General features: G+C 65.9%; 16 protein-coding genes. 6 read left to right on the top strand and 10 right to left on the bottom strand.

Going from position 1 to position 19,817, the window contains the following annotated elements:
* Positions 1-74 precede the first annotated feature (74 nt).
* Positions 75-374, bottom strand: a complete 300-nt coding sequence (locus ACOYW5_RS20910; protein ID WP_423066805.1) for a hypothetical protein — start codon at positions 372-374, stop codon at positions 75-77.
* 366 nt (positions 375-740) lie between these two features.
* Here ACOYW5_RS20910 and ACOYW5_RS20905 point away from each other — a divergent pair, with 366 nt between their 5' ends.
* The 6 genes from ACOYW5_RS20905 (at position 741) to ACOYW5_RS20880 (ending at position 7,215) form a co-directional block, all read left to right on the top strand.
* A complete protein-coding gene (locus ACOYW5_RS20905) occupies positions 741-1,730 on the top strand; it encodes a hypothetical protein (RefSeq protein WP_423066804.1) in 990 nt (329 codons plus the stop codon).
* Positions 1,705-2,424, top strand: coding sequence for a class I SAM-dependent methyltransferase (locus tag ACOYW5_RS20900; RefSeq protein ID WP_423066803.1), 720 nt, complete (start codon positions 1,705-1,707; stop codon positions 2,422-2,424). The genes ACOYW5_RS20905 and ACOYW5_RS20900 overlap by 26 nt, the downstream gene beginning before the upstream one ends.
* A gap of 10 nt (positions 2,425-2,434) precedes the next feature.
* Entirely contained in the window at positions 2,435-4,594 is a 2,160-nt protein-coding gene (locus ACOYW5_RS20895; RefSeq protein WP_423066802.1) for a glycosyltransferase, read from the top strand.
* Between the two features lie 11 nt (positions 4,595-4,605).
* A complete protein-coding gene (locus ACOYW5_RS20890) occupies positions 4,606-5,433 on the top strand; it encodes a glycosyltransferase family 2 protein (RefSeq protein WP_423066801.1) in 828 nt (275 codons plus the stop codon).
* A gap of 101 nt (positions 5,434-5,534) precedes the next feature.
* Entirely contained in the window at positions 5,535-6,032 is a 498-nt protein-coding gene (locus tag ACOYW5_RS20885) for a hypothetical protein (RefSeq protein WP_423066800.1), read from the top strand.
* Positions 6,033-6,072: 40 nt separating this feature from the next.
* On the top strand, positions 6,073-7,215 hold the full coding sequence (locus ACOYW5_RS20880; RefSeq protein ID WP_423066799.1) for a hypothetical protein: 1,143 nt from the start codon (positions 6,073-6,075) through the stop codon (positions 7,213-7,215).
* On the opposite strand, the gene ACOYW5_RS20875 is transcribed toward ACOYW5_RS20880, so the two are convergent.
* From ACOYW5_RS20875 to ACOYW5_RS20835, 9 genes are all read right to left on the bottom strand, one after another.
* The gene (locus ACOYW5_RS20875) at positions 7,216-9,846 is read right to left on the bottom strand and encodes a molybdopterin-dependent oxidoreductase (RefSeq protein WP_423066798.1); all 2,631 of its coding nucleotides are present in this window, start codon (positions 9,844-9,846) and stop codon (positions 7,216-7,218) included.
* A gap of 6 nt (positions 9,847-9,852) precedes the next feature.
* Positions 9,853-10,185 (bottom strand): nitrite reductase small subunit NirD, encoded by a 333-nt coding sequence (nirD, locus tag ACOYW5_RS20870; RefSeq protein WP_423069522.1) that lies wholly within the window; start codon positions 10,183-10,185, stop codon positions 9,853-9,855.
* A gap of 11 nt (positions 10,186-10,196) precedes the next feature.
* Positions 10,197-12,644: a nitrite reductase large subunit NirB gene (gene nirB / locus ACOYW5_RS20865; protein WP_423066797.1), complete on the bottom strand. Its 2,448-nt coding sequence runs from the start codon at positions 12,642-12,644 to the stop codon at positions 10,197-10,199.
* Positions 12,645-12,670: 26 nt separating this feature from the next.
* Entirely contained in the window at positions 12,671-13,894 is a 1,224-nt protein-coding gene (locus ACOYW5_RS20860; RefSeq protein ID WP_423066796.1) for an MFS transporter, read from the bottom strand.
* 469 nt (positions 13,895-14,363) lie between these two features.
* Complete coding sequence (locus tag ACOYW5_RS20855) at positions 14,364-15,155, bottom strand: ABC transporter ATP-binding protein (RefSeq protein WP_423066795.1); 792 nt, start codon at positions 15,153-15,155, stop codon at positions 14,364-14,366.
* A gap of 11 nt (positions 15,156-15,166) precedes the next feature.
* Complete coding sequence (ntrB, locus tag ACOYW5_RS20850; protein ID WP_423066794.1) at positions 15,167-16,051, bottom strand: nitrate ABC transporter permease; 885 nt, start codon at positions 16,049-16,051, stop codon at positions 15,167-15,169.
* Between the two features lie 76 nt (positions 16,052-16,127).
* Positions 16,128-17,432 (bottom strand): CmpA/NrtA family ABC transporter substrate-binding protein, encoded by a 1,305-nt coding sequence (locus tag ACOYW5_RS20845; protein ID WP_423066793.1) that lies wholly within the window; start codon positions 17,430-17,432, stop codon positions 16,128-16,130.
* 540 nt (positions 17,433-17,972) lie between these two features.
* The gene (locus ACOYW5_RS20840; protein WP_423066792.1) at positions 17,973-19,184 is read right to left on the bottom strand and encodes a CmpA/NrtA family ABC transporter substrate-binding protein; all 1,212 of its coding nucleotides are present in this window, start codon (positions 19,182-19,184) and stop codon (positions 17,973-17,975) included.
* 2 nt (positions 19,185-19,186) lie between these two features.
* Positions 19,187-19,783, bottom strand: coding sequence for an ANTAR domain-containing response regulator (locus ACOYW5_RS20835; protein WP_423066791.1), 597 nt, complete (start codon positions 19,781-19,783; stop codon positions 19,187-19,189).
* Positions 19,784-19,817: the final 34 nt, after the last annotated feature.

Raw genomic sequence — 19,817 nt, 5'->3', positions numbered from 1 at the left:
TTCTGTATCCCAAGACGTATCCTACCCTATGAGGACGCGCCCTGAACGACAAATGAATGAAGGTGCTGGGCTTTTCAGCGCGAGGCGACGGCCGGTTCGTGGCGGTGCGGCCAGCCGTTGATGTGCGCCTTCTCGTGCCGGACGATCAGTGATCGCACGTCCGGCGCGAGGCCCTGCGCCACATAGATCAGCCCCAGCTCCGACAGCGAACAGCCCAACACCGTGTCCCGCCGGCTGCTGACTTCACTCGCGCAAACCTTCTGCAGCTTGGCCTGCGGCAGGTAAGTGACGTGATACGGCGTGCGCGGCTCATAGTCGTAGCGCGGCGGCGGCGCGAGGTTGGCGACCATGGCGATCGTGATGGCAGTAAGCACTTTCAAGTACTCCGAAACGCGCGGAGCGGCTCATCTGTCCATCGGCCGCGGTTAACCTCTTATTCATCACGATACTGGATGCAAGTGCTGCAAACCGGCCTGGTTACTAGTGAAAATGCGATCTATTTCGCGCGTCCGCGCGCAGCCGTCCGCACCGGCCCGACAAACTGTCCCAGTTTGATACAAATAGGGGGCCCGACCCCGCCAAAGCGCCGCGAACCGGCCTCAGGATCACTGCGTAGGCGGCAACGGGTTATCCACACCCTTGTGGGAAATTTCGAATATTGCGGGTGACTTGCGGATCGTGGACCGCCGGCGACGAACCCCAGTGACTGGTCGAGTGGCGACCTGGCACAGAGGCGGCGCATGGAAGTGAACGATTTACCATATGTGGGGCTCGACCCTGCAACATCGGTAGGGCTGGGGCACATCGTGCGCGTCGCCTCGCTGCGTTCGATCCTGCGTGTGCCCTCCCGGATCCTCGGACCAATCGACGCCCGTCTGAGCCGGTCCGGCCTCACCGCCCGCCGCCGCCTGCTGCGCCGTCGCCATCGCACGCCCACCGTCTGGGTCGTCGATAGCGGCCACCTGCCCCAGGCCCTGATCCAGCGTCGGCTCGAACACCCGGCGACACCCGTAATCTGGATCCGCCGCGGCCTGTTCAAACCCGAGCAGGCAGCCATCCAGGGCGGCTATCTCGATTTCGTCGACCTCGTGCTGGCCCCGCAGGAAGGCACTGCGCAACCGCCCGACGCGGTGGAGACTATGGCCGAAAAGCGCGGCAAGCTCGCGCGCGTCGGCATCGTCCACGCCTACCAGGTCCTGCCCGCCATCCCGGACGCGCCGGCCACGCCCTGCGTCTTCCTCGCACTGGGCGCCTTCACGCCGCAGCACCGCGCCACCTTCGCCCAACTGCGCCGGCAGCTCGAAGAGGCCCGGATCCCCTACCTCTGGTCCGCCCATGGCGGCGGCCCGCTACTCGCCGGCTTTCCTGCCTCACGGCGCGTGCCGGTGACCCGCGCGCTCGCCGCCAAGGCCCGCTGCACCGCCCTCGCCGGCGAAGCCGGCTACAACAGCGTCTACGAAGCCCTCCACCTCGGCTGCCCGACGCTGCTGCTCGCCAACGAAACCGAAGGCCGCGAGGCGCAGGAATTGCGCGTCAAGCTCGCCGCCTCGGCCTCACCCAACATGTTTGACGGCGCCGCCCCCGGCGCCATCGACGCCTGGCTCACCGCCGCGCGTGACCCGCGTCACGCCCGCTTTACCCCACCGGCCCTGGCAGAAAGCCACGGCCTCCAGCAGATCGCTGCCCACATCGAGAGAATGTTCGATGCCGCAACTCCCCGAACGTATTGAAGCCCTGGACATCGGTTGCGGCGACGGCCGCTCCACCGTAGCTCTCGCAAACCGCCTCGGGCTTGCCAGTGGCGTCGTCGGCATCGACAAGGTCGCCGCCCGCCTGCCCACCGAGCTCGAAGCCCCCAACGTCACCTTCGCGACCTACGACGCGCTGGAGCTGCCCAACAAGAAGCTCGCGCAGATCACGACGCTCCTCAACGTGCTGCCCGGCCTGCCCGACGTCCGTGCCGTCGCTACCATGCTGCGCAAGGCCGCCATCGTCGCTCGCGACTTCGTCTACGTCTCCCAGCCCCAGTTCGATTACAGCAGCTACCTGCTCCGCCGCGGCTTCAAGACCTATCATTCCGATCAGGCGCGCCACCTCTACCAGGGCACCTCGTACGACTATCTCAAGCTGGCCCGCGCTCTCCTCGAAGAAGGGCTGATCGCCGATTTCGCGCTGATGGAATCCGAGCGCATCCGCGACTCTTCGGACCCCGCGATCCATTCCGTACAGTCACCACCGGACAGCGGCCCCTATGACGAGGCGACCCACCGCTACAAGACGCCCGGCGTCACCTTCTCCGAGCCGGTCTACGCGCGCTTCAACATGGTGCTCTGCCGCAAGCCCGCCCAGCTCGGGCCCATTACCAAACGCCTCCGCAACGCCGACCGCGTCGACTCCGTCATCTACTCCTCAACGCCCCTCTAGGTAGCCCGCCATGCTCTCGCGCAAAGATACCGAGGAGCTGCTCTCCTCCTTCTCCTTCCTCATCTCCTGCATGGAACGGCTCGAGCAGCGCATGGGCTCGGTCGAAAAGCGCCTGCGCTCGGTCGAAAGCGATCACGACCGCATCCGCAACAGCCTCAACCTCGACGAACTGGTGCGCCTCAGCCGCGATGCGCGCGAAGCGCTCGCCACCGTCGGCGCCGTCCGGCCCGCTGCCTCCGCCCAGCCATCGGGCGTCCGCTCGGCGGCCGTCGTCGTCCCCGTCTTCAACGCGCCGGCCGAAACCGCCGCCTGCCTCGCCGCCCTGTTCGAGAACGGCGGCTATGACGAACTGATCGTCATCGACGACGGCTCCGATGCCGAGACCAAGGACCTGCTCGCCCGCGAGCATCGCCGCCGCCCCTTCCGGCTGATCACCAACCCGCAGAACCTCGGCTATACCAAGTCGGTGAACATCGGCGTCCGCGCCGCGCTGCATCATGACGCCGTGGTCATCCTCAACAGTGACACGGTCACCACCTTCGGCTGGCTCGATAACCTCAAGCGCGCCTTCAATCGCAGCGAAAGCATCGGTATCGTCGGCCCGCTGTCGAACGCCGCGAGCTACCAGTCGATCCCGGCCGTCCGCAACGAGTCCGGCGACTTCGCCACCAACCTCATCCCCGATGGCCTCACCGCCGACGACATCGCGCTGGCCCTGCGCAACCGGGAGCCCAGCTATCCGCACGTGCCGGTGATCAACGGCTTCTGCTTCGCGCTCCGCACCAGCATGCTGAAGCGCATCGGCCTCTTCGACGAGGACGCCTTCCCGGTCGGCTACGGCGAGGAGAACGACCTCTGCCTGCGCGCCACCGCCGCCGGCTTCCAGCTCGTCGTCGCCGACGACACCTATGTCTACCACTCGAAATCCGCGAGCTTCGGCAGCGAACGCCGCCGCGAACTGGCTCGGGCCGGCCGCCAGGCGCTCGAGCGCAAGCACGGCCCCGAGACCATGCAGCGCGCCGTCGGCGACCTCGAGCAGTCCCTGCCGCTGATCGACGCCCGCAGCGATGCGGCCCGCCTGATGGCCGAGGGCATGGCGCATGCGCTCTTTGCCGATGCACCCCTTTCGGTCGCCTACATCCTGCCAGCCCGGCCCGGCGGCGGCGGCGTGCATTCGATCGTGCAGGAGGCGAACTACCTCCACGAGCGTGGCATCAAGGTCGCCGTCTTCGTCCCCGAACGCGAGCAGGCGGCCTTCCTCTCCTACTACGCCGCCGACGGCATCGCGCCTGGGCTGTTTGTTGCCTATCGCGCCCTGCCCATGGTGCGCGACCTCGTCGCCGGCTTCGATGCCGTCGTCGCGACGGTCTATCGCAGCGTTTCGCTAGTCCGCGACCTGATCGAGATATTCCCCGACAAGCGCTACTTCTACTACGTGCAGGACTACGAGCCCTACTTCCATGCCGAAGGCACGCCTGAGTTCCGCGAGGCCGCCGAGAGCTACGACCTCGGCGACAAGGTGCGCTTCTTCGCCAAGACCCGCTGGCTCAGGGACATTGTGTTCGAAAAGCACGGCCGCAACGTCGATATCGTGCTCCCGAGCCTCGATCACTCGATCTTCACGCCCGGCCCCGCCGGTCGGAAGAACCACGTCGCCGCGATGGTACGCCCCTCGACCCCGCGCCGAAATCCGGAGCAGACCGTCGCACTCGCCGCAGCACTCGCTGCGAAGCACGGCGGCAAGCTCAAGGTGACCCTCTTCGGCGAGGACCCGTCCCATGCGATCTTCGATGCCGTCCGCGACATCCCGGGCATCGAACTGATCGGCCGCCTTACCCGGCCTGAGGTTGCCGGGCTGATGCAGTCTATCGATGTCTTCGCCGACCTGTCCCAATACCAGGCCTTCGGCCGCGCCAGCCTCGAGGCCATGGCCTGCGGCGCCACCGCCATCGTGCCGAAACGCGGTGGCAGCGGCGAGTACGCCGTCGCCGGCTGGAACGCCGAAATCCTCGATACCGAGGTGGCTACCGTCGTCGAGGACGCCGCCGCAGCGGTCGACCGCATCTACGCCGGCCTCGACAACTACCGGCAAGCGGCCCTGGCTACGGCCGCCCGCTACTCGGTCGCCGATGCCGGCCGCTCGATTTACAAATTCTTCCGGGCCAACTGAGAGGGATCGGCATGAACTGCTGCTACGTCATCCCCTATGTCGAGGCGACCGACGCGCTGAAGACCACCATAAGCCAGATCCTCGCGGTCGACGGCAACAGCGTGGTCGCCGTCAAGGACACGCCTCGCGGCGCCGAGCCCGAAGCCGAGGCCGGTCAGCTCAAGCATGCCGTCACCGGCAACCTGCACCTGCTGTCGGACGGCGTGGCCAAGGGCTACACCCGGTCGGTGAACCTCGGCGCCCGCTGGGCCGTCAAGCACTGCGCGCCGGATATGCTTTGCCTCCTCAACGACGACGTCATCTTCGCCGGCGGCCGCATCCCCGAGCTTAGTCGCACCCCGGCCGATGCCGGACTCGTCGGGGTCATCTCCAATCGGGCCGGTTACCAGTCGCTGCAATACGGCTTCGACGAAAACGGCGATTTCGTCTACCCCGACCATGACATCGACGGCGCCGCCGAGTTTCACCGGAACCTCGTCGATCGCGTCGGCGCGCGCTTCCTGCATGTGCCGCTGGTGCACGGCTTCGGCTTTTACATCCGGCCCTATGTGCTCGAAACGCTCGGCTGGCTCGACGAGCAGCGCTTCCCACTCGGCTACGGCTCCGATTTCGATCTGTCGCTCCGCGCCCAGGATGCCGGCTACCGCAACTACGTGTGGACCGGAGATTTCGTCTGGCACATCGGCGCCCGCACTGCCGGTGCAGAGCAACGCCACATCCGAGCCGTAACCGCGGACTTCGCACTCAAGCTCAGGCATGGTGAACAGTATACTAACGCCAAGTTCAAGACGCGTGTGCGGATGAACAATCACACCGGCAACTTTCTCGAACTTGCTTAGGTCAAGAAAGCTGCCGTTAATACCTGTCGTGTAAGCATTGATACGCAGAGGGGTCTGGACGCTCCCCTACAACCTGAGTTGCACTTTCTAGGAGTGGTTGTATGGCCAACAAGTCCGTTCGTTCTCTCGTTTCCGCCGTTATCGCCGCCGCGTACGGCCTCAATGCCGGTGTTCCCACCGCGGCCATTGCCGCGACCGAGCCCGTTGATCCGACCCCCGATGTGTGGTCGACCATCGAGCGCATCAACGCGAACAATCCCAATTCTTTCCTCAAGGTCAGCGTCGCCCGCGAAGCCGGTCGCTCCGAGCTGGTCTCGGCGATCGTTCAGGCCGCCAAAACGGCTGCGTCCGCCGATGAACTCAATGCCGCCATCGAGGCCGCGATCCTGCGCGTCGGTGGCCTGAGCAGCAAGAACGTCATCCCGCTTGCCGAACTGCTGGCCGCCCTGCGCGCCATGGGCATCTCGGAAGACTTCATCACCTCGACGCTCAACACGTACTCCGTCCACGTGGCCGACGCCGTCGCCACCGGCACGCTGACGGCCAGCGTCGCCGCCGCGATCCTCGTCGAAGGCGCGTCGCAGAACCTTTACAGCTGACACTTAACTGCCGGAGCCGTTCGGCAGCGAGGGGCACCAAATGACCACCACGCTTCGCCGAATGGCCCTCAGCCTGGCCCTGACCGCAATGGTTGGCGCGGGGCTGATCTACTCAGGTAATCTCTCGGCCTCCGTCGCGCAGGAAAGCTCCGAGGCCGCCAAAGCCGCCGTCGCCGCCGCCAAGATCCTCGCCCAGAATGGTGAGCATCAGGCCGTCCGCGACCTGCTGCACGCCTACCTTGCCAACGACTCAGCTGCCCTGCTCTATGTCCGCGCCGGGATCGCCCTGAAGACCGCCGACAGCCAGGACTTCCTTCTCGCCGCCCGGCTGGCCGAGGCGGGCAATCGCTCCGGCGCCCGCATCGTCGGCGACATGCTGCGCCAGGGCCTCGGCGTCACCGTCGATTTCGAGCGCGCCGAAGCCGCCTACCGCCGTGCGATCGAGCTCGGCGACACCGCTTCCCGCAGGCGCCTCGGCGACCTCTTCCAGGCAGCCAAGCGCTACCCCGAGGCCATCGCCGCCTATGCCGAGCTGCGCGCCGAAGACCCGGTGAGCGACCGTTCCTTCACGGTTCTCTCGATCACTCGCGGCAACATCACCGACCCCGCAGAACTGGCAGCCCTCGTCGAACATCTCGATGCCTTGAGCCTCACCGACGACGCCGCCGCCCGAGCTGCCGCCTCGATGTTTGAGCGCGGCGCTGGCGTCGAAGCCGACAAACCCCGCGCTGTCAGCTATGCCCGCCGCGCCATCGAGCTCGGCGATACCAATCTCGGTCTCATGGTTGCGCAGGATTGCGACACTTGCTCCGCCCTCGAAGTCATTGGCCTGCTCAAGGCCACCACCAAGCTCGAAGATGTCACCAAGACCAGCAATGCGCTCGAAATGCCGTTGGAGCGTGGCCTCTACGCCGACAGCTGGGAGATCATCTCCCGCTTCTCGCCGGCTGACCGCACGGCCATTGCCGGTCACATGCTGGAAAAGTTCGGCGCCGTCTCCAACCCGGTGGTCGGGCTCACGCAGTCGCTGATGCTGTCTACCGGCGAGTACGACGGAACCGTCGACGGCATGCTGACCAGCTCGACCCTCGCCGCCGTCCAGCGCTACGCCGCCGCGCGCCAGATCACGCTGGTGACGTTCGACCCCGCCTTCGTCAACCGCCTCTTCGCCAGCGCCGAGTAGCTACTCGGCCGCCTCCAGCCGGTTGAGTTCGACGATCCCTCGGATTTCCGCCCGGCACGAGCCACAGTTCGTGCCCGCCTTGAGCGCCACGCCGATCGCCTCGACAGAGTGGCACCCGGCCCGCGCCGCCGCCGCGATCTGGTTCGCCCCGACGCCGAAGCAGGCACAGACGATCGGTCCCGGATCAGGCCGATCGCCCCCCGGCCGCCCGGCGAGGATATCCGCCCGCCGCCGCGCCGAAATCTTCTCCCTGAGCAGTCCGACCGCCCACTGCCGCGACACCAGCACCGGGTCGGGCGCGAGATAGAGCGCGAACTCCAGCTCCTCCCCCACGAACAACGCCAGGCTCTCCCGCCCGCTCGCCTTGTCCCGAATGGTGAGGAGATACGCTCCATCCTCCACCCCGAACGCCTCCCGTACCCATGCCTCCCAGTCGGCCGGCTCAGTGATGAAGGCCAGTTCCGTCCGCCAGCCACCATCGGCCTCGGCCGCGGCCCAGTAATCCGCCCCATCCAGCTTCGGCTTCCGCCGGCTGACCGCAAAGCCGTACCGTCGCGCCAGTGCCGGTCCGGCCACCACCATCGCCATCTTCAGTGCCGGCTGACCCGATTGCGGATCGGTCTGCGCCGTCACCAGCGCATCCACTCGCCCCGCCGCCGAGAACTGCCCGGTCCAGTGCATCGGCACGAACACGCTGCCGCGCTGCTGACGGTCCGTAACCAACGCCCGCACCAGCGCCGTGCCATGCTGGTTCTCAAGCTTGACGAGGCTCGCGTGCCTTATGCTCTTGTCCGCCGCATCGTCCGGATGCAGTTCTGCGAACGGCTCGGCCATATGCGCGGAAAGCCGCGAAGCCTTCCCGGTCCGGGTCATCGTGTGCCAGTGGTCGCGCACCCGGCCGGTGTTCAGTACCAGCATGCCCGGGGGCGTCACGATCGGCGGCGGCGGCGCCACCGGCACGAAGCGCGCCCGCGCATCCGGCGTGTAGAACTGCCCGCTGCCGAACATCCGTGCCGTTCCGGCCAGCCGCACCGGCCACTGTACCGGCTGCAATGTGTCGTAGTCGGCCCCAGTCAGCCCCGACAGGTCGAAATCCCTCGCCCCGGCATTCTCGAACCCCGACAGCGCCACATGCTCGGCAAAGATCTCGTTGGCGCTCTCATACGGAAACGCCTCGCCAAAGCCCATCCGCCGCGCCACCTGCGTGACGATCCACCAGTCCGGCTTGGCTTCTCCCGGTGCCACGAGGAACGGCCGCTGCCGCGAGACCCGCCGCTCCGAATTCGTCACCGTCCCGTCCTTCTCGCCCCACCCCGCCGCCGGCAAGCGCACATGCGCTTCGACCGCCGTATCGGTCGCCGCATTCATGTCCGACACCACGACGAACGGGCACGCACGGATCGCCGCGCGCACCGCATCGGCTTCCGGCATCGAGTCGACCGGATTGGTCGCCATGATCCACAGCGCCTTGATCTTGCCCGCCGCGATCGCCTTGAACAGCTCGACCGCCTTGAGCCCCGGCGCCTCGGCGATGTTCTCGGCCCGCCAGAACCGCCGCACCCGGTCGACACTCACCGGATCGAAATCCATGTGCGCCGCCAGCATGTTGGCGAGTCCGCCCACCTCGCGCCCGCCCATCGCATTGGGCTGCCCGGTCACCGAAAACGGCCCCATCCCCGGCAGCCCGATCCGGCCCGTCGCGAGGTGGCAGTTGATGATCGCATTGACCTTGTCGGTCCCTGTCGCCGACTGGTTGACCCCCTGCGAATAGACGGTGACGGTGCGCGTATTGGCTGCGAACAGGTCGTAGAAGACTGCCACGTCGCGCACGCTGAGCCCGGTCGCCTCGGCCACCCGCTCCAGCGTCCATTCCCGCGCGACATCGAGCGCCGCCCCGAACCCGTTCGTGCTCCCGCCGATGAATTCGGGATCGACCGCATTCCGCTCGACCAGCGACTTAAGCAGCCCGACGAACAGCGCCGTATCGCCGTCCGGCTTGATCGCCAGGTGCAGGTCCGCCTGATCCGCCGTCGTCGTCCGGCGCGGATCGATCAGCACGATCTTCATGTTGGTACGCCGCGCCTTGGCCGCGACAATCCGCTGGTACAGCACCGGATGGCACCAGCTGAGGTTGGAGCCGACGAGGATCACGAGGTCCGCGAGCTCGAGGTCCTCATAGTTCCCCGGCACCGTGTCCGACCCGAAGGCTCGCTTGTGCCCCGCCACCGACGAGGCCATGCAGAGTCGCGAGTTGGTGTCGATATTGGCCGAGCCGACAAAGCCCTTCATCAGCTTGTTGGCGACGTAATAGTCCTCGGTCAGCAACTGCCCCGAGCCATAGATCGCCACCGCTTCCGGCCCATGCTCCGCAATCGTCTCGCGGAACCTCGAAGCCACCAGTTCGAGCGCGTCATCCCATCCCGCCCGCCGCCCACCGATCTCCGGATGGAGCAGCCGCCCATCATGCGACAGCGTCTCCCCCAGCGCCGACCCCTTGGAGCACAACCGCCCCAGGTTCGCCGGATGCTCCGGATCCCCCGCGATCGTCACCGTGCCGTCCGCCTGCGGCGTCGCGAGGACACCGCAGCCGACACCACAGTAGGGGCAGGTCGTTTTTGTGGGCTGGGACAAGCCGCCCTACTCCGCCGCCGCCAGCATGATGTCCTGGGCCATGAATATCCGCCCTTCCATCACCTCCACCGCGTAGGTCCGCACCCGCCCCTCGTCAGCGCCCTGTGCTTCGCCCGTTGCGAGATCGAACACCCAGTTGTGCAGCGGGCACGTCACCGACCCGCCATGGACGATCCCCTCGCTCAGCGGTCCGCCCTTGTGCGGGCAGCGGTTCTCGATCGCATAAACCTGGTTCTCCGCCGTGCGGAACACCGCGATCTTCCCGGCCGGCGTATTCACGCACCGCGCGCCCCGCACCGGGATCTGCTCGATGCGCCCGATCTCGACCCAGTCGTTCATCAGCATCGCGTTCACTCCGCCGCCTGCGGCACGCCGAACTCGGCCATGGCCGCGAATTCGTGTGCATCCTTGCCGTTGACCCGCTCTTCCCACGGGTCGACCTGCGCGAAGCTCTGCGAGTAGACGAAACGGTCGTAGTACATCCGCCGCTTCTCGCGATCCTTCACGATGGCGGCCTGGATCGACTCCATGCCCACCCGCTTCAGCCACTTGTACATGCGCTCGAGATACCGCCCCTGCTCGCGATAGAGCTGCGTCAGCGCCGCGATGATCTCGATCGCTTCATCCTCGCTGTCGGCATGGCACAGCGCCTCCGTGCCCTTGATGTCGAGTCCGGCCGCACCAGCGAAGACGATGTCGTAACCCGAGTCCACGCAAATCACGCCCACGTCCTTGCAGGTCGCCTCGGCGCAGTTCCGCGGACAACCCGACACGGCCATCTTCACCTTGGCCGGGGTCCAGCTCCCCCACATGAACTTCTCGAGCTTGATGCCGAGCCCGGTCGAATCCTGCGTGCCGAACCGGCACCAATCCGAACCCACGCAGGTCTTCACCGTGCGCAGCCCCTTGGCGTAAGCCGCGCCCGAAACCATGCCGGCCGCATTGAGGTCGGCCCACACGGCTGGCAGGTCTTCCTTCTTCACGCCCAGCATATCGATGCGCTGCCCGCCGGTGACCTTCACCGCCGGAATGCGGAACTTGTCGACCACATCGGCGATCGCCCGCAGCTCGCCTGAGCTGGTCATGCCGCCCCACATGCGCGGCACCACTGAATAGGTGCCGTCTTTTTGGATATTGGCGTGCACGCGTTCATTGATGAACCGGCTCTGCTGGTCGTCCTCGTATTCACCCGGCCAGGTCGCGACCATGTAGTAGTTGAGCGCAGGCCGGCACTTGGCGCAGCCGCACGAGGTCTTCCACTCGAGTTCCTGCATCAGCTGCGGGATCGAGCGCAGTTCCTTGGCGATGATCAGCCGGCGCACTTCGTCGTGCCCGAGATCGGTGCACTTGCACATCGGCTGCACGGCGGCGGGGTTGTAGCCGTCCCCCAGCGTCATCATCAGCAGCTTTTCGACCAGCCCCGTGCACGAGCCGCAGCTCGCCGAGGCCTTCGTATGCGCCCGCACATCGTCGAGCGACGTCAGGCCCTTGCCGGTGATCGCACCAGTGATTTTCGATTTACATACGCCGTTGCAGCCGCAGATTTCCGCATCATCCGGCAAGGCTGCAACGGCCGCCGTAGGGTCCAGCGGGGCACCACCCTGATAATTCTGGCCGAAGATCAGGGTATCGCGCATTTCGCGCGTATCGGTCCCCTTCCTCACCATGTCGAAGAACCACGGTCCGTCTCCGGTATCGCCGTAGAGCACCGCGCCGATGATCTTGTCGCCCTTCAGCACCAGCCGCTTATAGACACCCGACGAGGCATCGCGCAGCACGATCTCCTCGCGGTCCTCCGCCTCGGCGAAATCGCCGGCCGAGTAGAGCGATACGCCCGTGACTTTCAGCTGCGTCGCCGTCTGCACCGGCCGGAACGCGGCGTCCATCTTGACCAGCGTCTTGGCCGCCACCTTGGCCATATCGTAGAGCGGCGCGACGAGGCCGTAGACGACCTTTTCGTGCTCGACGCATTCGCCGATGGCGAGAATGTCCGGGTCGGCCGTCACCATCTGGTCGGTCACGACGATGCCGCGCTCGACATGGACGCCCGCCGCCGTCGCGATGCGCGTCTCGGGCCGGATGCCCACCGCCATCACCACGATATCGGCCGGATAGATCGTCCCGTCATCGAGCGCCACCGCCTCGACCCGGTCGGTACCGAGGATCGCCTTGGTCTGAGCCTTGCAGTGGATCTTGATGCCGCGCCCTTCGAGCTCGCGCTGCAACAGGTACCCGGCGGCCGGATCGAGCTGGCGCTCCATCAGGTGCCCCATCAGGTGCAGCACCACCACTTCCATGCCGCGCAGCCGCAGCGCTGCCGCGGCTTCGAGCCCGAGCAACCCGCCGCCGATCACCACCGCCTTGGCGTTCGGCTTACCGGCCGCCGCCATCATCCGGTTGACATCGTCGAGGTCGCGGAACGCCATCACGCCGGGCAGGTCCTTGCCCGCGATCGGGATGATGAACGGCGCCGAACCGGTGGCGATCACCAGTTTGTCGTATTCGGTCTCACCGCTCTTCGACACCACGACCTTCCGTTTGCGGTCGATCGCCGTGACCGTTTCGCCGAACCGGCAGTCGACGCCGTTCGCCTGGTACCAGGCGGCATCGTGGGTGATGATGTCTTCGTAAGTCTTCTCACCCGCCAACACCGGCGACAGCATGATGCGGTTGTAGTTGCCGCGCGGCTCGGCGCCGAACAGGGTGACGTCGTAGCTCCCGGGGCTGTCCTCGAACAGGTGTTCGAGCATCCGGCCCGACGCCATTCCGGCACCGATGACAACGAGTTTCTGTTTCATCGCTCTTTCTCCAGAAACTGAGGGGGTCATGCCGGCTGGCTGGCACCTTGCCGCGTCGCCATGCGGCGAACGGCAAGGTGCATCAGCCCCAGCGACACGAGGACGAGGACGAACAGCGCCAAAAAGCAGCTGCTCCACATACCGGTGGCATCCTTGAGCCAGCCGAACAGCAGCGGCAGGATGAATCCGCCGATGCCGCCGATCATGCCCACGAGCCCCCCTACGGCGCCGACATTGTCCGGGTAGTAGGTCGGGATGTGCTTGTAGACCGCAGCCTTCCCCAGGCTCATGAAGAAGCCCAGGACGAACACCAGCGCGATGAACAGCAGCGGCGTGATGAGGCCGGCCGGCAGCGACAGCAGCAGCGTCACGACCGCCGAGACGCCGAACGTCCAGTACATGATGAGCCGCGCCCCGACCTTGTCCGACAGTGTGCCGCCATAAGCGCGGAAGAGGCTGGCCGGGATCGAGTAAGCGGCGGCGATCATGCCGGCCATCTTGATGTCGAAGCCGTAGACCCCGATCAGGTAGCGCGGCAACCACAGCGTCAGCGCAACGAAGGCGCCGAACGAGAAGAAGTAGTAGAGCCCGAAGCGCCACACCCGCACATCGCGCAGCGGCGCGAACTCGGCGAGGAAGCTGCGCTGCGGCGCGCCTTCCTTGCGGCGCTTGATCAGGACCGGGTCGTCTTCGGTGGTGAACCAGAACACCACGGCCATCACGGCGAGCGCCCCGGCCCAGCCCAGCGCCACGGCCTGCCAGCCGAACGCCACCATCACGAACGGCGCAACGAACTTGGTCACCGCCGCCCCGACATTGCCGACCCCGAAAATCCCGAGCGCCGTGCCCTGCTTGCTCTGCGGATAGAACCGCGACACATAGGCGACGCCCACCGCAAACGACCCGCCGGCGAAGCCGACGCCCAGCGCCGCGACAAGGAACTGCTCATAGGTCTGCGCGAACACCAGCAGCGAAGTCGCCACCGCCGCCGCCAGCATGGTCAGCGTGTAAACCAGCCGCCCACCATACCGGTCGGTCCAGATCCCGAGGACGATCCGCACCAACGACCCAGTCAGCACCGGCGTGCCGATCAAGAGGCCGAATTGCGTCTCACTGAGCCCGAGCTGATCCTTCAGCGCCACGCCGATGATCGAGAAGATCGTCCACACGGCGAAGCACACGGTGAAGGCCACCGTTGAGAGCCCGAGGGCGCGGTACTGGGAACGGGTTTGGTCGTCGAGGCGGCTCATGGTTCGCTCCATTGTGAGAGCCCAAAACGAAAAGGCCGCCGCGAGCACGTCCCGTAACGACGGGACGAAGCATCTGCGGCAGCCTTGCCTGTGGGGGAGCGCCCGTCTTTGGACGCCGATCATCGCGAGTTATCGCGTTCGATAGCTTCTATGCACGGACCGTGCCAAACTGCAGAAACGGTAATTTCTCTTTGTTCTGCAATATGTTAGTCAGTTCTCGCCGAATCCGATCTGACAGCAGGATTGACTAATTCGAGTTCACACAGGCAATTCCATGCCTATATTTTGACCGCGCATATGCCGTGGTCAATGTTTGGGCAAGCTGCAGCGACGGGAGGGGGGCGGCGAAGCCGCCTCTCGATCCTCCCCTGCGAAGCGGGGGAGAGGTACCAGCGAAGCTGGTGGAGGGGGCGGCCACGAACACCGGCGCCCTTCCCGCGCCGGCGGCGACGCTCCCCTCACCCCAGCACTAAGCCGCCTCCACGAACCGATGCCGCTCATACAAGAACTTCAGCACCGCCTCGCGGCACTTGAGATAGGTCCGGTCACCCGCCAGCTCGAGCCGCTTGCGCACCCGCCCCAACGGCACCTCCAGCACCTCGCCGATCCGCGCCGCCGGTCCGTTGGTCATCATCACTATCCGATCCGACAGCAGCACCGCCTCGTCCACGTCGTGCGTGATCATGATCATGGTGTTCCCGAGCCGCTCGTGGATCTCCATCACCGCGTCCTGCAGATGCGCCCGCGTCAGCGCATCGAGCGCGCCGAACGGCTCGTCGAGCAGCAGCACTTTCGGCTCCATTGCCAAAGCCCGCGCGATGCCGACACGCTGCTTCATGCCACCCGAAATCTCGGCCGGCCGCTTGTCCTTGGCGTGCCCCATCTGCACAAGGTCGAGATTGTGCATGATCCACTCATGCCGCTCGGCCTTGCTCTTCCTGCTGCCGAACACCTTCGCTACGGCAAGATTGACGTTGTCGTAGACAGTGAGCCAGGGCAGCAGCGAGTGGTTCTGAAACACCACCGCGCGATCCGGCCCCGGCGCCGTGACATAGGCGTCGCCGAGCGCAATCGTCCCCTCGGTGATGTCAGTCAGTCCCGCGATCAGGTTGAGCAGCGTGGACTTTCCGCAGCCCGAGTGCCCGATGATGGAAATCACCTCGCCCTGTTCGATCTCGAGCGAGATATCCTTGAGCACCTCGGACTTCACGCCGTTCCGCTCGAAGACTTTGTCGATATGTTCGATCTTGAGATAGGCCATGGCACTCTCCCTCAGTTCGCGGCCGTGCCGCGGGTGACGAAGGCGCCCACCGCCGATACCAGGCGATCGAGCATGAAGCCGACGACTCCGATATAGACAAGCGCCACGATGATATCGGGCAGCCGCGAGGAGTTCCACGCGTCCCAGATGAAGAAGCCGATGCCGACGCCGCCGGTGAGCATCTCGGCGGCAACGATCGCCAGCCAGCTAAGCCCGATGCCGATGCGCAGCCCGGTGAAGATGTAGGGCGCCGCCGCCGGCACCATGATTTTGAAGAAGAACTCGAGCGGATTGAGCCGCAGCACGCTCGCCACGTTCCGGTAGTCCGCCGGAATGTTCCGCACGCCCACCGCCGTATTGATGATCACCGGCCATACGGCGGTGATGAAGATCACGAAGATCGCCGACGGATGACTGTCGCGGAACGCCGCCAGCGACAGCGGCAACCAGGCCAGCGGCGGCACGGTGCGAAGGATCTGGAAAATCGGATCGAGCCCGCGGGTCGCCCAGATCGACTGGCCGACGACCGCCCCCAGCAGCACGCCGACGATGGCGGCAAAGCCGAAGCCGACGGCGACGCGCTGCAGGGACGAGAACACCCGCCAGGCCAACCCGATATCGCCGTTCCCATAGTCGAAGAACGGATTCCAGATCAGCTCGCCCGCCTGCTCCCACACCACCGACGGCGGTGGCAACGACGCACCGGGCGTCGAGCAGGCGATTTGCCAGACGAGGAGAATGAACGCGATGACGATCAGCGGCGGCACCACCGCGCGCGCCACGCCCGCGCCAATCTTCCGCCACTCGAACTTGCGGGTCGTCACCCGCACCGGAAAAGCGAAGACCTTCGCCTTGCTGGCCGGGGTGATGGTTTCGAACTGGGCCTCTGCACTCATGATCGCGGGTCCGTTGCTGCAAAAGGAAAAGGCGGCGCCGAGCCAGGGATGAACCCGGCGCCAGTCGGGACTTCGTTTAGCCGAGCGCCGTGATGGCGAGGCTCTCGAGATAGGCGGACGGGTTCTCGGGATCGAACACCTTGCCGTCAAAGAACGTCTCAGGCCCGCGCGAGCTCGAGGCCGGGATATCGGCCGCGGCCACGCCGAGCGCCGTGGCCGCATCGCGCCACAGGTCCTCGCGGTTCACCTGGTCGACCAGCGCCTTCACGTCGGTCTCGGCCGGGAGGTACCCCCAGCGGATATCCTCGGTGAGGAACCACGCATCGTGGCTCTTGAACGGATAGGACGCATGATCCTTCCAGAACTTCATCTCGAGCCCGGTGGCGGTCGCGACGCGGCCGTTGCCGTAGTTGATGTCGCCCTTCAGCCGTCCCAGCACGTCGGCCGGCGGCACGTTGAACCAGCCGCGTTTGCCGAGGATCGTCGCCAGCTCTTCCTTGTTGGCCATCTCGTCGGCCCACTGCGCCCCCTCCATCGCCGCCATGATGATGGCGCGCGTGGCGGCGGGGTTGGCCTCGATGAAGTCGCTGCGCAAACCCAGTGCCTTTTCCGGATGGCCCTTCCAGAGCTCGCCCGTGCTCGCGGCGGTGAAGCCGATACCCTGGTTGACCAGTTGCTCGTTCCACGGCTCGCCCACGCAGAAGGCGTCCATGTTGCCGACCTTCATGTTCGCCACCATCTGCGGCGGCGGCACGGTGATGGTCGAAACGTCCGTGTTCGGGTTGATGCCGCCGGCGGCGAGCCAGTAGCGTAGCCACAGGTCATGCGTGCCGCCCGGGAAGGTCATCGCCACCGTGACTTCCTTGCCCTCGGCCTTGCGCTTGGCGAACACGTCCTTGAGCGGCGAGGAGTCGAGCCCGACGCCAACATCCTTGTAGGCCTGGGCCACCGAGATGGCCTGGCTGTCGAGGTTGAGCCGCGCCACGATCGACATTGGCAGCGGCACGTTGTTCTGCGTCACCTTACCGGTCGAGATCAGGTACGGCATCGGGGTCAGGATATGCGCCCCGTCGATGCCGTTGGCCGCGCCGCCGAGTACCAGGTTGTCGCGCGTCGCGCCCCAGCTCGCCTGCTTCAGCACCTCGACATCGGGCACGCCGTGCTTGGCAAAGAAGCCCTTCTCCTTGGCAATGATCAGCGCCGAAGCGTCGGTCAGGGCGATGAAGCCGAGCTTGGCGCCCGTGACTTCGGGTCCGGCCCCCTGCGCAAATGCGCCCGACGGGAACAGTGCCTTGGCTGCAACCAGCGTTGCCGCGGTGGCCGTCGTGCCGGCGAGGAAGGCCCGGCGGCTGAGGAGGGAGGTGGTGGTCGGTTTGGTCATCAGGTCTCTCCGTGTGATGCGATCAGCCGGCGCCCCGCAGTGCCCCTCCTGCGGTCCAAAAAAGAAAAAGCTGCCAGCAGGTATTGCGCGCTGGCCTCTCGGCCCTCGGCACTCCTGTTGGCAGCTTTGCCTGTCTGGTGACGCCCACCGTTGGACGTCGGATGATCGCGATTTCGCGTGTCGGAGAATGCAATGCACGCGCCGTGCCAAACTGGCCGGAGGCGATAATTTCTTCAATATCAATAAGTTGATAGCATGCACAAATGATAGGCATACGTGAATGCCGCCTAATCCGTATGCACAGACCGACGTGATGGACAAATTTTGAGCACACTGCAGATATGACTCATTTTTGCTCAATCCTTCGAAAGGTTGCAAAATCGACAGAGACGACCCCTCCCGTCCTCCCCCATAAAGGGGAGGTGAAGAGGTGTTTGTGGCTCGATCGTGCCTATGAAACAGGTGGTGCACCTCCCCCTTTATGGGGGAGGACGGGAGGGGGTCGTCTGCTACAGCGACGCACCGAAAACCCGGCGCCTGTCACTCCGCGCGTTGCGCCGCGATGTACGCGCCAACCGCCGCCGGATCAAACGGCTTGCCGTCGAAGAACCCATCCGGCCCTATCTCTAGCTTCCCCGTCGTCGCCGGCACATCTGCCGCCACGGACAGCGCCCCCTCGACCTTGCTGTCACCCAGCGGCACCGGCACGCCGATCGGCGCCAGCGCGGCCCGGTACAGATCCGGGCGGAACGTCAGCGCCGCCGCTTCGGCCCGCGCCTCGTTGTGCTCGACCTCACCCCAGCGCACCATCTGGCTGTAGAACCACAGCGCGTGGCTGGTCCACGGGAAGTTGGCCGCCTTGGCATAGGGCACGAAGTGATCCGGCACCGCCACCGTCACTCCGGCGCCAATATCGAACACACCATCGAGCGCCGGTACGATCAGTTCGGCCGCCTGATCGAGATAGGCCGGCCCCGCCATGATTCGCGCCGCCTCGGCGTGGTTGCCCGCGTGCCCGCACCACACCGCTGCCCGATGCACCGCGCGCAGCAGGGCCGCCACGATCTCGCTGTTCGCCTCGGCCCAATGCGCCCGCATGCCGATCACCTTGTCCGGGCTCGAACGCCAGATCGCCGCCTTCACCGTGGCGAGATGCGCGCCCTCGCGCTTCACCCCCACGCTGTTCCACGGCTCGCCGACGCAATACCCATCGATCCCGCCCGCCCCCAGCGCATCCGGGAGATAGGGCGGCGGCAGCACCACGATCTCGACGTCGCGGTCCGGCACGATCCCGGAGGCCGACAGCCAGTAGCGCAGCTCGTAATTATGCGACGAGGTCTGGTGCACCACGCCGAACCGCAGCTTCTGCTTCGACGCCGCCACCACCTTCGCCAGTGCGGCGCCCACTGGCCCCGCCTCCAGCGTCGCCGGTGCCCCGGCGTCGGCCAACTTCGCCCAGAGTTCGGCGCTGACCGTCACACCGTTATTGCCCAGCCCAAGGACGAACGGCACGATCATCGGCACCGATAGTGGGTTGAGCCCCAGGTTCGCCGCGATCGGCATCGGCGCCAGCATCTGAGCGAAATCGAAATGCCCTAGCGCCGCCCGGTCGCGGATATTGGCCCACGAGGTCTCGCGCACTAGGTGGAGGTCCAGTCCCTCGACCTCGGCGAACCCCTTCTCGCGCGCCAGCACCAGCAGCACGCTGTCGAGCAAGGGCAGGAAACCGGCGGAAAGCGGGATCAGGGACATGGCTATTCCTTGGGGCCGAGCAAGGCGTCGGCCGTAACGAGGCTCTGGGCAATATCGACGAGACGGCGGTTCTGGTTCATGGCGGTCTTGCGCAGCAGGGCATAGGCCTCGGCTTCGGCCAACCCGCGCGTCCGGAACAGGATCGCCTTGGCCTGTTCGATGACCTTGCGATCCTCGAGTTCGCTGCGCGCCTGTTCGAGCTCGCGCGTCAGGCGGGAAAAGGCATTGAAACGGCTGACGGCCATATCGAGGATCGGCTTTACCCGCTCCTTCTTCAGCCCGTCGACCACATAGGCCGAGACGCCCGCCTCCACGGCCGCCTCGATCGTCGAAGCATCCGAGCGGTCGACGAACATGGCGATCGGCTTCTTGAGCGCGCGGCTCAAGGTGAAGAAGTGCTCGAGCCGGTCGCGGTTGGGGTTTTCGAGGTCTATCACCACTACGTCGGGCATCTGCCGCTCGATGACCCGCGCCACCTCATTGATCTCGGTGACCACCGTGACCTGGCTGTGCCCGGCCTCGCGCAGCCCGTCCTCGATGATCGAGGCACGGATGCGATTCTCGTCGATGACCAGGATGGAGAGCTCGGCTGGTGGCATGGCGGCTTTATCGCCGCGTTCGCGCTGCACAAGC

Origin of the sequence: Devosia sp. CN2-171 (genome assembly GCF_049354815.1) — a bacterium.
Lineage (GTDB): Bacteria > Pseudomonadota > Alphaproteobacteria > Rhizobiales > Devosiaceae > Devosia_A.
This window is presented reverse-complemented; position numbering and strand designations above follow the sequence as displayed.

Bases quoted from the DNA above. Each gene is read 5' to 3' on its own strand.
- ACOYW5_RS20855 (WP_423066795.1), bottom strand. From the start codon at position 15,155: ATGGCCTATCTCAAGATCGAACATATCGACAAAGTCTTCGAGCGGAAC.
- nirD (WP_423069522.1), bottom strand. From the start codon at position 10,185: ATGAACGACTGGGTCGAGATCGGGCGCATCGAGCAGATCCCGGTGCGG.
- ACOYW5_RS20885 (WP_423066800.1), top strand. From the start codon at position 5,535: ATGGCCAACAAGTCCGTTCGTTCTCTCGTTTCCGCCGTTATCGCCGCC.
- ACOYW5_RS20860 (WP_423066796.1), bottom strand. From the start codon at position 13,894: ATGAGCCGCCTCGACGACCAAACCCGTTCCCAGTACCGCGCCCTCGGG.
- ntrB (WP_423066794.1), bottom strand. From the start codon at position 16,051: ATGAGTGCAGAGGCCCAGTTCGAAACCATCACCCCGGCCAGCAAGGCG.
- ACOYW5_RS20880 (WP_423066799.1), top strand. From the start codon at position 6,073: ATGACCACCACGCTTCGCCGAATGGCCCTCAGCCTGGCCCTGACCGCA.
- ACOYW5_RS20840 (WP_423066792.1), bottom strand. From the start codon at position 19,184: ATGTCCCTGATCCCGCTTTCCGCCGGTTTCCTGCCCTTGCTCGACAGC.
- ACOYW5_RS20845 (WP_423066793.1), bottom strand. From the start codon at position 17,432: ATGACCAAACCGACCACCACCTCCCTCCTCAGCCGCCGGGCCTTCCTC.
- ACOYW5_RS20895 (WP_423066802.1), top strand. From the start codon at position 2,435: ATGCTCTCGCGCAAAGATACCGAGGAGCTGCTCTCCTCCTTCTCCTTC.
- nirB (WP_423066797.1), bottom strand. From the start codon at position 12,644: ATGAAACAGAAACTCGTTGTCATCGGTGCCGGAATGGCGTCGGGCCGG.
- ACOYW5_RS20900 (WP_423066803.1), top strand. From the start codon at position 1,705: ATGCCGCAACTCCCCGAACGTATTGAAGCCCTGGACATCGGTTGCGGC.
- ACOYW5_RS20905 (WP_423066804.1), top strand. From the start codon at position 741: ATGGAAGTGAACGATTTACCATATGTGGGGCTCGACCCTGCAACATCG.
- ACOYW5_RS20835 (WP_423066791.1), bottom strand. From the start codon at position 19,783: ATGCCACCAGCCGAGCTCTCCATCCTGGTCATCGACGAGAATCGCATC.
- ACOYW5_RS20890 (WP_423066801.1), top strand. From the start codon at position 4,606: ATGAACTGCTGCTACGTCATCCCCTATGTCGAGGCGACCGACGCGCTG.